Source organism: Parabacteroides sp. Y3-G-102, from assembly GCF_023656845.1.
Lineage (GTDB): Bacteria > Bacteroidota > Bacteroidia > Bacteroidales > Tannerellaceae > Parabacteroides > Parabacteroides distasonis.
The window spans coordinates 1-13,799 of record NZ_JAMOKU010000015.1; the positions used below are offsets into that span (position 1 = coordinate 1).

At 46.0% G+C, this 13,799-nt stretch carries 11 protein-coding genes; 4 read left to right on the forward strand and 7 right to left on the reverse strand.

Annotated elements, in window-relative coordinates:
• Nucleotides 1–125: 125 nt before the first annotated feature.
• Nucleotides 126–908, forward strand: a complete 783-nt coding sequence (locus tag NBH16_RS09190; protein WP_057326578.1) for a HipA family kinase — start codon at nucleotides 126–128, stop codon at nucleotides 906–908.
• Nucleotides 886–1,269 carry a DUF3037 domain-containing protein gene (locus NBH16_RS09195; protein WP_005859003.1) on the forward strand — a complete coding sequence of 128 codons (384 nt, stop codon included), beginning with the start codon at nucleotides 886–888 and terminating at the stop codon, nucleotides 1,267–1,269. The genes NBH16_RS09190 and NBH16_RS09195 overlap by 23 nt, the downstream gene beginning before the upstream one ends.
• A 93-nt stretch (nucleotides 1,270–1,362) precedes the next feature.
• Here NBH16_RS09195 and gltA read toward each other — a convergent pair whose 3' ends face one another.
• The 3 genes from gltA to NBH16_RS09210 all read right to left on the reverse strand — a co-directional run bounded on the left by gltA (nucleotide 1,363) and on the right by NBH16_RS09210 (nucleotide 4,128).
• Nucleotides 1,363–2,832 carry an NADPH-dependent glutamate synthase gene (gene gltA, locus NBH16_RS09200; RefSeq protein WP_009016975.1) on the reverse strand — a complete coding sequence of 490 codons (1,470 nt, stop codon included), beginning with the start codon at nucleotides 2,830–2,832 and terminating at the stop codon, nucleotides 1,363–1,365.
• Between the two features lie 20 nt (nucleotides 2,833–2,852).
• On the reverse strand, nucleotides 2,853–3,650 hold the full coding sequence (locus NBH16_RS09205; RefSeq protein ID WP_005867880.1) for a sulfide/dihydroorotate dehydrogenase-like FAD/NAD-binding protein: 798 nt from the start codon (nucleotides 3,648–3,650) through the stop codon (nucleotides 2,853–2,855).
• Between the two features lie 91 nt (nucleotides 3,651–3,741).
• Nucleotides 3,742–4,128, reverse strand: a complete 387-nt coding sequence (locus tag NBH16_RS09210) for a co-chaperone GroES (RefSeq protein WP_005859009.1) — start codon at nucleotides 4,126–4,128, stop codon at nucleotides 3,742–3,744.
• A gap of 397 nt (nucleotides 4,129–4,525) precedes the next feature.
• On the opposite strand from NBH16_RS09210, the gene NBH16_RS09215 reads away from it, so the two are divergent.
• Together NBH16_RS09215 and NBH16_RS09220 are read left to right on the forward strand one after the other, a co-directional pair.
• Nucleotides 4,526–7,852 carry a SusC/RagA family TonB-linked outer membrane protein gene (locus NBH16_RS09215; protein ID WP_050775566.1) on the forward strand — a complete coding sequence of 1,109 codons (3,327 nt, stop codon included), beginning with the start codon at nucleotides 4,526–4,528 and terminating at the stop codon, nucleotides 7,850–7,852.
• A 27-nt stretch (nucleotides 7,853–7,879) separates the two neighbouring features.
• Nucleotides 7,880–9,628 carry a RagB/SusD family nutrient uptake outer membrane protein gene (locus tag NBH16_RS09220; RefSeq protein WP_005867851.1) on the forward strand — a complete coding sequence of 583 codons (1,749 nt, stop codon included), beginning with the start codon at nucleotides 7,880–7,882 and terminating at the stop codon, nucleotides 9,626–9,628.
• Nucleotides 9,629–9,706: 78 nt separating this feature from the next.
• Here NBH16_RS09220 and NBH16_RS09225 read toward each other — a convergent pair whose 3' ends face one another.
• The 4 genes from NBH16_RS09225 to NBH16_RS09240 all read right to left on the reverse strand — a co-directional run bounded on the left by NBH16_RS09225 (nucleotide 9,707) and on the right by NBH16_RS09240 (nucleotide 13,789).
• Nucleotides 9,707–10,300, reverse strand: coding sequence for a DUF4251 domain-containing protein (locus NBH16_RS09225; RefSeq protein ID WP_005859017.1), 594 nt, complete (start codon nucleotides 10,298–10,300; stop codon nucleotides 9,707–9,709).
• An 84-nt stretch (nucleotides 10,301–10,384) separates the two neighbouring features.
• On the reverse strand, nucleotides 10,385–11,731 hold the full coding sequence (locus NBH16_RS09230; protein WP_250788414.1) for an MATE family efflux transporter: 1,347 nt from the start codon (nucleotides 11,729–11,731) through the stop codon (nucleotides 10,385–10,387).
• Between the two features lie 7 nt (nucleotides 11,732–11,738).
• The gene (locus NBH16_RS09235) at nucleotides 11,739–12,749 is read right to left on the reverse strand and encodes an ABC transporter ATP-binding protein (protein WP_005867848.1); all 1,011 of its coding nucleotides are present in this window, start codon (nucleotides 12,747–12,749) and stop codon (nucleotides 11,739–11,741) included.
• A 5-nt stretch (nucleotides 12,750–12,754) separates the two neighbouring features.
• On the reverse strand, nucleotides 12,755–13,789 hold the full coding sequence (locus tag NBH16_RS09240; protein WP_122144020.1) for an iron chelate uptake ABC transporter family permease subunit: 1,035 nt from the start codon (nucleotides 13,787–13,789) through the stop codon (nucleotides 12,755–12,757).
• Nucleotides 13,790–13,799: the final 10 nt, after the last annotated feature.

Consider the following 13,799-nt stretch of genomic DNA (forward strand, 5'->3'; position numbering starts at 1 on the left):
AGTCTTTTAATGCTAAAATTAAGGCGTTTAGAGCTGCTTTAAGAGGAGTAACGGATATAAAATTCTTTCTTTTCAGACTTACAAAGCTGTATGCTTAATCCCCCAGGTTTATCGGGTGAGCCGTTATGGAATTACGTACTGCGAATGTTACCCGATATATCATGCCTCTGCGGGAAGGCGGATCATTGCCTGCTTTAGCGGAGGCGGACGATGAGTTTAAATATGTCGTTAAGTTCCGGGGAGCCGGACATGGGACAAAAGCCTTGATAGCCGAGGTGATCGGAGGTGAGATCGCTCGTTGCTTGGGTTTCCATGTACCAGAATTGGTCTTCCTGAATCTTGACGAGGCTTTCGGGCGGTCGGAAGGTGACGAGGAGATACAAGACTTACTACAAGCAAGTCAAGGGCTCAATCTGGGATTACATTTTTTATCCGGAGCCTTGACTTTCGATCCGGTAGTCAATCGTGTAGATCCCAAACTCGCCTCACAAGTCGTATGGCTCGATGCTCTTTTGACAAATATAGACCGCACGGTCCGGAATACGAATATGTTGATATGGAATAAAGAACTTTGGCTCATCGATCATGGAGCTTCCTTATTTTTCCATTTCTCATGGGTAAATTGGCAAAAACATGCGATCGGCCCTTTCATCCATATCAAGGATCATGTATTATTGCCACAAGCGACGCTGCTGGAGGAAGTAAACAAAGATTTCAAACGTATCTTAACTGAAGAGAAAATTCGTGAGATCGTAGGTCTAGTACCCGACGATTGGTTGCATTGGAACGATAGTCCCGGTACGCCTCAAGAGATACGTGATGTATATATCCGGTTTTTAATTGACCGAATCGCCCATTCTGACACGTTTATAAATGAAGCTCGACATGCAAGACAAACACTTATATGAATATGCCGTAATCCGTATCGTGCCGAAAATCGAACGGGAGGAGTTTATCAATGTAGGCCTTATCATGTTCTGTAAACGGCCTAAATTCATCAAGGCTCGCTATCATGTAGACGAGGAGAAACTTCGTCTGTTCACATCAGATATAGATAAAGAATCTTTGTGTACGAATCTCCACGTTTTCGATAAGATATGTTCCGGCGCGAAGGATGGAGGTCCTATAGCCAGCCTAGATATTCCGGAGCGCTTTCGTTGGCTTACCGCCATAAGAAGTGCCTCTATCCAAACCTCGCGTCCACATCCCGGTTTTTCCAACGATCTAGAACAGACATTTGAGAGATTATTTCAAGAATTAGTCTTATAGATAATAAACATAAATCTCCGTATCACGATAAAAGAAAAAAGACGGATCGTCCAAACAACCCGTCTTTCCTTATAGAACTAATAGATATTATACTTATCCTCTTAAGTCCGCATCCATAGCGGCGGCAGCCTTACGACCGTCTCCCATCGCCAGAATCACGGTAGCTCCACCACGAACGATGTCACCACCGGCATACACATCGCCTAAAGCGGAGCGCATACTGTCTTCCTCCACTACGATCGTACCCTTCTTGCTCACCTCCAAGCCTCCAAAGGCACGGGGTATTAATGGATTCGGAGATACACCGACGCTAACGATCACCTCATCCACATCGATTGTTTCGATAGCTCCCTCGATAGGTACCGGACGACGGCGACCAGAGGCATCCGCCTCACCTAGCTCCATCTTCTGCAAGCGCATCTGTTTCACACGGCCTCTTTCATCACCTATATATTCGATCGGATTATGAAGCGTCATGAACTCCACACCTTCTTCCTTCGCATGTTTCACCTCTTCCAGACGGGCAGGCATCTCCTCCTCGCTACGACGGTAGACAATCATAGCACGCTCAGCGCCCAGACGGCGAGCGGTACGGACAGAGTCCATAGCGGTATTGCCACCTCCGATCACGGCCACCTTCTTCCCTTGTAGCACCGGCGTATCACTTTCCGGATTCGCCGCATCCATCAAGTTTACACGGGTCAAATACTCGTTGGACGACATCACGCCCACAAAGTTCTCACCCGGAATGTTCATAAAATTAGGCAGACCGGCTCCACTTGCCACGAACACGCCCTTAAAGCCATCCGCATGCAAATCATCATAACTGATCGTCTTGCCCACGATACAATCTTTCTCAAACCGTACGCCCATCTTACGAAGGCCATCAATCTCCACGTCCACGATCTTATTCGGTAGGCGGAACTCCGGGATACCATATTTCAATACACCACCGATCTCATGCAATGCCTCGAACACAGTCACATCATATCCACGCTTCGCCATATCTCCGGCAAAAGACAATCCGGCAGGACCGGAACCTACCACGGCAATCTTGATACCGTTCTTCTCCGCAATCTCCGGAACCGAGATATTACCGCTCTCACGTTCGTAATCAGCGGCGAAACGTTCCAAGTAGCCAATGGCAACCGCTTCCTTACCCATTTTCAAATGGATACACTTGCTCTCACATTGTTTCTCCTGCGGACATACACGACCGCAAACAGCGGGCAGGGCACTTGTCTCTTTCAAGGTCTTAGCGGCCTCCAAGAATTCCCCACGCTCGATATTCTTGATAAAAGTAGGTATATTGATATTTACCGGACATCCCTGCATACAAGTAGGATTCGGACAATCCAGACAGCGCTCGGCCTCTTGCATAGCCTGTTCTTTTGTCAAGCCTAAGTTAACTTCCTCCAAACGGGTACGACTCCGGTATTCCGGGTCCAACTCGTTCATCTTCACACGGGGGATATCCGCACGTTCTTTATTTTTCTTGCTTTTGCGAAGCGCCTCCCGCCAAGGTTCGGCACGACGAGCAGCGATTAATTCTTCTGTTGTCATGATTCAATTACGTGGTTTCGTTATTTCTTCTCTATATCCTTATAAGCGCCGAGGCGCATGATCATCTCATCAAAATCCACTTGATGAGCATCGAACTCCGGTCCGTCCACACAAACGAACTTGGTCTTCCCGCCTACCGTAATACGGCAAGCACCACACATACCCGTTCCGTCCACCATGATCGTATTCAAGGAAGCTACGGTAGGAATCTCGTATTTCTTTGTAAGAGCGGAAACGAATTTCATCATAATAGCCGGACCGATCGTAACGCATAAATCCACCCTCTCCCGGTTGATCACGCTCTCCACGCCATTCGTCACCAAGCCTTTCATACCATACGATCCGTCATCGGTCATGATAATTACCTCATCCGAGTTTTGGCGCATCTGCTCCTCAAGGATCACCAAGTCCTTGGTACGGGCCGCCAATACGACGATCACACGATTTCCTGCCTTATGGAAAGCCTCCACGATCGGCAACAACGGAGCGACACCTACGCCACCACCGGCACAAACAACCGTTCCAACCTTCTCGATATGGGTAGCCTGCCCTAACGGACCCACCACATCCGTGATATAGTCACCCTCGTTCAATTCACAGATTTTACGGGATGAGCCGCCTACCGCTTGGATCACCAAGGTGATGGTACCTTTCTCGGTATCCGCCCCGGCAATGGTAAGAGGTATACGTTCGCCTTTTTCGCCAACCTTCACGATCACGAAGTGACCGGCCTTGCGGGAGCGGGCGATCAAAGGAGCCTCGACTTCCAGCTTCACCACGTTGGCTGAGAAATGTTCTTTACTTACAATCTTATTCATTATAATCGCTACTGTTGATAGTTTGTCTTGTTTTGCTGGCAAAAATAAGATAAAAAAGTGAATATAGCCCTATTTTCCTTAACAAAAGGCTTTATTCAAACAAACCTTCATCACGCACTAACATCAAAATAGCGGAATGAGGAACAATCAAGAACTTCTCGTCATTAAAATTGATCTCGTAAGCGGCATTCTGCAAATAGACAGCCAAATCACCTTCACGGGCTTGAAGCGGCAAGTATTGCACCTCCTCCCCTTTCTTTTTCTCCCAGACCTCATGCTCCTCAGATTGAGAAGGCAACGGATATCCGGGCCCCGTCTTTATGATATAACCCGCTTGTATCTTCTCCCCTTGTTGAACCGAGGGAGGCAGATACAATCCGGTCTTAGTCTGGCTCTGTGGATTCTTAGGCTTAATCAATACTTTATCGCCTATCATCAGAAATTTATCGATGTCTTTTTGATCTATGGATAGTTGCATGATTATAAGATGTTAAATTTTTATTTCGCGAACTTACGGAAAGTTTACCGAACAAAAAACCCTGTTCATCGAATAATTCCGCCAGTTCACTGATTCTATTTTTTATACTTCTCTCCTTGATTTACATTTGCACCGTTAGGACTTGTGAAAGCCCTAACAAACCGGTTCATCATACAGACCGGCAGAATAGGTAAACATTAAAGAAAAAGGACACCTGCCGGTGTCCTTTTTCTTTGCCCAGACGGATAAAAAACAAAAGAATTCCACCAAAAGTTGTTCGCCGATTAAAAAGGCTTTTTCACCGAATAGATAAAGGCATTCATTGATTTTTATTGGTCTTCGTCTAAACAAACCTTAATATTGCCTCAGTTTACTAGACTTTATTAACCTATTTATTATGAAACACAGACATGCGATCTTTAAAAGCAGGCTAGGATTGGCCTTATGCTTTTTATTGGCAGGCGGTGCTATCATACCGCAAAGTTCCGTATTAAAAGCGGAAACCTCCGTTACGCAACAATCCCGGAAAATAACGGGTACGATCACCGACGCTAAAGGAGAGCCCCTATTAGGTGTTAACGTAGTCGTAAAGGGTACCACGAACGGAACGATCACCGATCTGGATGGTAAATACGTATTAGAAGTAGAGCCGAATGCCATTCTGGTCATCTCTTACATCGGGTACGTAACTCAACAAACACCTGCAAGCGGGAACGTCATGAACATTACCTTAAAGGAAGACACCCAAAATCTAGACGAGGTAGTCGTTGTCGGTTACGGTACCCAACAGAAAAAGGACATCACAGGTTCCGTAGCGGTTATCGATACCGAAGAGCTATTGGCGTCTTCCGGTTCTTCCGCCACACAACAGTTGCAAGGTAAAGCGGCGGGCGTAAACATCGGTACCTCCGGTGCTCCCGGTTCAGCCACGATGGTACGCATCCGAGGTATTAATTCCATCAATGACAACGGACCTTTGTATGTTATCGATGGCGTATCCACTCGTGACCAAGACCTAAGCTCTATCAATCCCAATGACATCGAGAGTATGCAAGTATTGAAAGACGCCTCTTCCGCTGCGATCTACGGAGCGCAAGCAGCGAATGGCGTCATTTTGATCACGACCAAGAAAGGGACAAAAACGGGACAACCGAGATTAACCTATGACGGATATTACGGTTTCTCTAAAACAGGTAAACGCTATGACGTCTTAAACGCTTATGACCGTATTGATGTTGAATGGCAAGCCTCGAAAAACAATCTGGACCTAACGGGAGCTAGCGCCAACGGAGAATTACCTTTCCACCAGCAATTTGGAAGCACTTCCGACTCTTGGGTTAATCATCTCCCTAATTACATGACCGTAACCGGCGCCGGTGGTAGCACCTCCATCGATCCTAGCGATTACGATCAAGCGAACAACGTTGTCTATGCGCCCGTAGGCGATACGAATTGGTGGGATGAGATCAGTCAACTCGGTTGGATGCAGAATCATCAGCTGTCCTTGTCTGGAGGTACCGATAAAGGGCAATACACCATGAGCATGAACTATTTCGACCAGCAAGGTACCGCTATCGAATCTTATTTCACACGCTATCAAGCACGTGCTAATTCGTCGTATAACGTCCGCCCATGGTTGCGATTCGGAGAGAACCTAACTTATAGTTTTAGCAAAAACAACGGACTTAGCTTCTCAGGTACAGAGTCCAACATCTACTCATGGACTTATCGGGCCTCTCCTTATGTACCGGTTTATGACTATGCGGGCAATTATGCAGGCTCCTTATTCGCCGGGACCGGCAATTTCCAGAATCCTGTAGCTATTCGTGAAAGGAATAAGGATAATTATGCCACTACCCAACGTGTATTTGGCAACGTATATGGAGAGGCAGACCTATGGACTGGACTGACTTTTAAAACAAACTTCGGTATCGATTATCGTAATGACTATTCTTACTCGATGACTAAAAACAACCCAGAGTTCTCCGAGTCCGGCGGTCAAAATAACTTTTACGAAAGTAATTACTTTAATTATCGTTGGGTTTGGACCAACACGTTATCTTTCAGCCGAACATTCAATGAGATCCATTCCTTGAACATCTTATTGGGAACAGAGGCTATTCGGGACGGTTTAGGCAGATCCCTCAACGCACGTAGATATAACTATTTATTCGAAGACAATACCAATACATACACCTTGGATATGGGCGAGAACAATAGCCAACGTACCAATTCTTCCACTTACAATGGAGAATTCGCGCTATTTGGTATGTTTGCCCGTGCAGACTATGGATATAAGGATAAGTATCTATTAACCGGTATTATCCGCCGGGACGGTGTTTCCCGTTTCTCGGAAAATAATCGTTACGGAGTCTTTCCATCTATCTCCGCCGGTTGGCGTATGTCAGAGGAGGCATTTATGGAACCAAGCCGAGATTGGCTGGACGACTTAAAGATACGAGCCGGTTACGGCATCACGGGTAACTCAGAGATTCCTGTCGCGACTAATTTCGCCAATTTGTTCACGACCAGCACCTCCTATACGAATTACGACATGACCGGAGCGAACAATAGCGAGACAACCGGATTCCGCCTCAGTACCTACGGTAACACTGATACGAAATGGGAAATGACCAAGATGGTCAACTTGGGTCTGGACGCAACCTTCCTGAATGGTAAATTCAGCGGTTCATTCGAATGGTATACGAAGAAGACATCCAATATGTTGATACAAGCGGCCTACACCTCGATGGCCGGAGAATCCGGAAGCCCTTATATCAACTTCGGAGATATAAAGAACACCGGTTTCGACTTCATGTTTAATTACCGTGACCGAAAAGGAGACTGGGCATGGGATCTATCCTTGAATTTATCCCATTATAAAAATGAGGTCTTGAAACTCGCGGAAGCTGACGATTATTCTCTATGGGCTAGCGGTACGCGCATCGAAGGATACGTAACCCGTACGACAAAAGGACATGCCGTGTCTGAATTCTGGGGGTTGAAGCAAAATGGTTTTTATGAGTCCGTAGCCGATGTTATGGCAACCAAGCCATTCGGACAAAGTGATATCACAGAGGCAGACGCTGCCGCTTATGTCGGCCGCTTCCGTTTCGAGGACTTGAACGGAGACGGCAAATTGGATGATAGCGACCGGACCTTTATCGGCTCTCCTCATCCGGACTTAACCGGAGGCCTCAACGCCACGTTAACATGGAAAAACTGGGACTTTACTATGTTCTGGAACTTCTCTATCGGCAATGACTTATATAATAACACAAAATATTTTACCGATTTCTGGACTTTCAACGGTAATAAATCCTCACGCCTCAGAGATCAATCATGGACATTGAATGGCGATAACAGTAATGCTATCCTTCCTATGCTGAATACGGAAGATAACTATTCCGGAGCTTATTCTAGCTCTTATTACGTAGAAGACGCCTCCTTCTTACGCCTGAAAAATCTCGTATTGGGATATTCCTTGCCTAAGGAATTACTCAAGAAGGCTGGTATCCAGAATCTCCGCCTGTATTTACAAGCCGAGAATATCCTTACGGTCACCGGATATACAGGCTTGGACCCAGAGTTTACCAACGCCTATTTACGGCAAAGCGATTCTGACACCGACGGAGCCGGACGTGTAGACTTAAAAAGAGGAGTCGATATGGGAGGCTGGCCTACAACTATGCGATTCTTATTGGGCGTGAATTTTACTTTCTAAATCCATTTTACTATAAAAACGACTATTATGAGACATAAAATATTAATAGTAAGCGCAGTTGCTTTATTTACCTTGAGTTCTTGCGGTGAGGATTTTCTATATAAAGCTCCTCAAGGCAGTATTGACCAAGAAGCATTAACAAATGCTGAAGGGGTTGAGTTATTGGTGGTCAACGCTTATGCCGGTTTGACCCGGCCGACCGGATATGACAATATGTTCAATTGGGTATTCGGTGGTGTATACGGAGGTGACGCTAATAAAGGCTCCGAATCCAATGACCAATCCGTATTGAACTCCGTAGAGACGTATGCCGTCACGGCCACAAACGACTATTTACAGAATAAGTGGAAAGACGCATATTATGGAGCACAACGTTGCAACTTAGCACTCAATGTGATGAAAGAAGCGGCAGACATGGATGAGACAACCAAGGCCTACCGGACCGCGGAGCTAAAATTCTTACGTGCCCTATTCATGTTCGAAGGGGTAAAGATTTTCGGACCGACCGGCATGCCCTATATCGACGAGACGATCGCCGCTGAAGAAAATGACCCGAAAGTTCATAACGGTACGGACATCTATCCTAATATTTTAGCAGACGTAGAAGCGGCCATTGAAGGATTACCCGAAAAACAGACCGAAGTGGCACGCCCTACGAAAACAGCGGCAAAAGCGTTAAAGGCTAAAATACTAATGCAACAAGGTGATATGACAGCCGCCAAACCGATCTTGGCCGATATTATCGCAAACGGATTAAGCCCTAAAGGAGAGAGATTAGCCTTACAAGATGATCTGGACGCAAATTTTAACGCAACTACCGAAAATGGGAAAGAGTCTATTTTTGAGGTACAATTCTCTGTCGGAGCCAATAATAACGGGAATTACGGATTTTTACTGAATTATCCTCATAACACAGGCCCCGGTGGATGTTGCGGATTTTATCAACCCTCTTACGAACTGGTAAACTCATTCCAAGTAGACGAAAACGGACTTCCTTATCTTGACGGAGAGTACAGAAATAAAAAATCCGTAACAGAACGTGTTACCGATTATGATTACATCTCTAAGAATGATAAAACAATCGCCGTGGACCCTCGTTTAGATTTCGCCGTAGGACGTATGGAGATTCCCTATAAAGATTGGGGATTGCCTGCTAATGATTGGATACGAAATGTAAGTAGCGGTGGTGTATTCCTACCGAAAAAGCATGTCTATAGCAAAGCGGAACAGGATGCCGGATTAGCTGGCTCCACCTATTCATCCGGCTGGGCTCCCGGTTCTGCCATGAATTTACAATATCTATGCTTACGTGATTGTAAATTGTTATACGCAGAATGCCTAGCGAACGACGGAGAATTAAGTGCCGCCATGCAGCAAGTAAACGATATCCGTGAACGTGCAGCCAAACCGGATAATATCATTTATCTGGAAGACGGAACGCCTGCCGCCAATTATTTAGTGAAACCTTATCCATCCAGTCACGCCGCATTCAGCAACAAGGAAACTTGTATCAAGGCGATTCATATGGAACGTAAGCTGGAACTTGCGATGGAAGGACAACGATTTTTCGATCTGGTTCGTTGGGGAGGTGATTATATGAACAAGGAATTGACGGCATATATAAATTATGAGAAGCAATACCTAACTAAATTCTATGGTGTATCCGCTCCAACCGCTTCTAAGACGATGTTCCCGCTTCCCGAGACAGAGATACAGACCGCAGGAAACGATGAGAACGGCCAAGCTTATCTGGTACAAAATGATGCTTGGAAATAGTCCAATCTCATCCTTCTTATAAACAGAAAGGCGGGCTTCCCGAAAGAAAGTCCGCCTTCACGATTCTTTGTATCTACATTAAATAGAACGTCCCTTGAACACATTCGACTCGCTCGAAGGATAGAGATTTCCCGTAAAGGATATACGGTTGCTATTAAAGTTAGGCGATACCGTGGCAGTACATTTATTCGTACCTTTCGCCATACGGAACGTAACCCTAGCGGATACCGCTACACCCTGCACATTCATCTCGTACATAACGTTTCCTTTTTTGTCAGTCTTCATCTGTACACCGGAAGTTGTTCCATCAACCGTTATACCTCCTATTCCGTTAGGACCGGCCGCCGGAGTATTAAACGCTAACTGAATGGTAGCCTTCTCACCCTTCACCGAAACGAAGTTCGTGTTCGGAGTAACATAAACAAAACTACCGCGCTTAAACTCTATACGATCCGCTTCCAATACGAAATCCTTATTCTTCAAAGCTTGCACCGCTTGTTCAAACAATGCGTTAGCCTCGGCTTCCTCCGCAGCTTTCTTCGCTGCCTTCTCTGCTTTCTTTGCTTCTTTCTCGGCCTGCTTCGCAGCTTTCTCTGCTGACTTGTCCTGCTGTGCCATCATCGACCCTGCACCAAATAATAAAACGGCGAGCAATAATACAATCTTCTTCATATTAACTCATTTTTAAAGGTTTGTCTATAAAAGTACTTTTATATGTACAATAAAAATACAATTAACATCGACATAAGTTCATCTTTAACCCTTATTTTTCACGTTTTTAACATGATACCATAAAAAGCCCCATGCGGTTACCGCCGCGATGAAATCGGAGAAAGGTTGCGCTAGCCAAACGCCATCCAATCCCCAGATCGGAGGAAATAGCAGAATAGCCGGTATCAAGAATAAAACCTGCCGACTTAGACTCAGAAACATCGCTTTCCATGCGACACCGATACTTTGAAAAAACTGGCTGATCGTAATCTGGGAACCGACAACGAAAAAGACCAGCATCGTCAGACGTAATCCATTATCCGTAATCGACACCAATTCGGCATCCGTCGAGAATACGCTAACGATCAGTCTCGGGAATAATAAACTGACGATACATCCTACCCCTGTAATCAAGGTCGATACTATAATAGACAACCGCAAGGTAGCCAATACCCGGTCATGATGCCCAGCGCCATGATTAAACCCGACAATCGGTTGCATCCCTTGGGCGATACCGATAATCAACATAACCAGCAGCATGGCGATACTGGAAATAATACCGCTGGCTCCAATCGCCAAATCGCCTCCATTCTCTTTCAACGCATGGTTCATGATCACCACAACCACACTGCCCGCCAGCTGCATGGAAAATGGAGACATGCCGATCGTAAATATATTCCAAATAATGGAACCTTTCAACCGGAAATATTTCGTATGGAAACGTACGATACTATCCTTGCTGATAAAATGACTCATCACGAAAGCGGCACCGGCGGCCATGGAGATCACCGTAGCGATAGCGGCACCCTGTATCCCCATATCCAGCCAGAAGATAAAGATCGGGTCTAGGATCACGTTCAATACGGCACCGATCATCATCGTGAACATCGCCTTTTTCGGATATCCGGAAGCACGCATCACGGCATTAAAGCTAAAGCTTAATGTAGCCAGCAAATTACCCGGGATAGCGATATATAAATAGTCTTTCGCATAAGGTATCGTCTGCTCGCTTCCTCCGAACCACGTTAACAAATCATCCAAGAAAATCATACTGGGGATAATCGTCAAGGCTCCGATAATGAATGTCAAAGTGAAAGCGTTTCCTAATACGTTATCTGCCAGATCATTCGCCTTACGGCCTAGATGAATGGAGACCCTTGTAGCGGCTCCCGCGCCGATAAACATTCCAAATGCCTGCATAAAGAGTAGTATCGGGAAAGTCAAAGTCAATCCGGAGATAGCTAGCGCACCCACACCTTGTCCGATAAATATACGATCTACGATATTATAAAGAGCATTAACCATGGTCCCGATAACGGCGGGAATCGCGTAATGTACCAACAAACGGCCTATATTCTCATTTTCCAGCCGCCATGTAATCTCATTTGACATATATAACTTATGATTTATGAATTATGATTGAGATCATCTCCGCCACGCTTCCTACGATTCTCGTGCCCTCTTCCGCAGGGAACTGAATACGCAGGCTATCCGGAGCATTACAATAAACACTTATATAATCCTCGCTAACCGACGAGGGCTTAAAGCCATTCCGGATCAAGGCATTCCCAACCCAATAAGAAGTCATAAAATCCCCCTCAACCCCAATAAGCTTTGTTGGAGCTGCCGTATTCAATTTCCCGGTATTCGGATCAAACACGATTCCTTCCTTGCTAAAGAAAGTCTCGAAAGCTCCTCCCATAATCAAGTCCTCCGGCGTTCCACATGCCATTGGGCGACTTTTCTCCTGTAACCATAGACAGTCTCCCAGCTGGATCGCCAAATCAAGATCATGCGTCGATAGCAGAATCGCTTTTTGTTGCTCTACCGCTAAAGTATGTAACAAGACCATAGTCTCTATCCGACTTGTCACATCTAAAAAGGCCGTCGGCTCATCCAACAATATGATGGGGCATTGCTGTGCCAGCGCTTTGGCGATCATGGCTTTCTGACGCTCGCCATCACTAAGTTCCGACACATAATTATAAGCCTTATGAGCGATACCGGCGGCAGCAAGCGATTCCTCGATAATCCTACGATCTTCCTGCCTTAATTGTCCGAAAAAGCCGGTATAGGGATGTCTTCCTAAAGAGACCAACTCGTAAACTGTTATTCCACCGGCATTTGTCTTCTCCGTGAGAACAACACCTACCATCCGGGAAAAATCACCTTGCGAGTAAGAGGCCAACGGCTTTCCTTTCAATTCGATCTCGCCCCCCAGAGAGGGCTGGAAGCCGCACAGCGTACGCAATAAGGTAGACTTTCCCGCACCATTCAACCCGAGAAGGCAAGTCACCTCGCCCGGATATAAATTCAAGTCGAGGGCATCATGCACCAACTTTAGGTGTCCACCTTTCAAAACATATCCAATACTCAGATTTCTTGTCCTTATAACTGGAATCCTTTCCATAACCACTAATTAAAATATTGAATATTCTTCCGGTTTACGATTACATAGATAATAACCGGCGCACCCAGCATAGGTGTCACCGCATTCAAGGGTAAAATCGTGTTGCTTCCCGGTACGACCATCAATAAATTACAAAGCAAGGCGATACAGGAGCCCGTCAACATCGTTATCGGCACCAATATCTTATGATTGGAAGAACCAAGCATCAGCCGTGAGATATGCGGAACCGCTAATCCGATAAAAGAGATCGGTCCGCAGAAAGCGGTAGTCGTAGCGGTCAATATCCCCGTACATAAAAGGATGGCTATTCGTGCCCGCTTGATCCGTATGCCCAGATTAGCGGCATACATCTCTCCCAGCAACAAGGCATTCAGAGGCTTTATCAGCAAGACAGCCAACAGCAACCCGATCAATGCGCAAGTCCCGAAGAAAGGCAATTGTTCCAAGGATACCCCCGAGAAATTACCCAGTCCCCACATCACGAAAGCATGTACCCTATCTGTCGAGGAATAATAGTTCAGTATAGAGATAACCGACGAGGCCAGATAGCCGATCATTATACCGATAATCAAGAGCATGACATTGTTCTTCACCTTCGCAGAGAAATAGATAATCAATCCCAAGATCACGCAAGCCCCTACGAACGCAGCAAGAATCACCGCCATATATCCGCTGATCGGCCAATCCGTAAACTGCCCCAGCGTACCTCCAAAATACAACATGATAGCGGCCACTCCCAGATTAGCCCCATCACTGATACCTAATATAGAGGGTCCGGCCAACGGATTCCGGAATAAGGTTTGCAACAACAGCCCACTCGTAGCCAGTGAAGCCCCCGCCAACAGTGCGGTTATCGCCTGTGGTAAACGAGATTGCAACACGATATTCTGCCATGCGATCTTATCAGATCCCTTCCCCAGTAAAATATCCATCACGTGATCCAAAGGAATCGGTACGGCCCCATACGCCAGCCCTCCCACAAAGAGCACCAAAAGAACCACCCCCAACAACGGATAAAAAAGCAGTGCTTGTTTGTTCATGGCGCGAAGG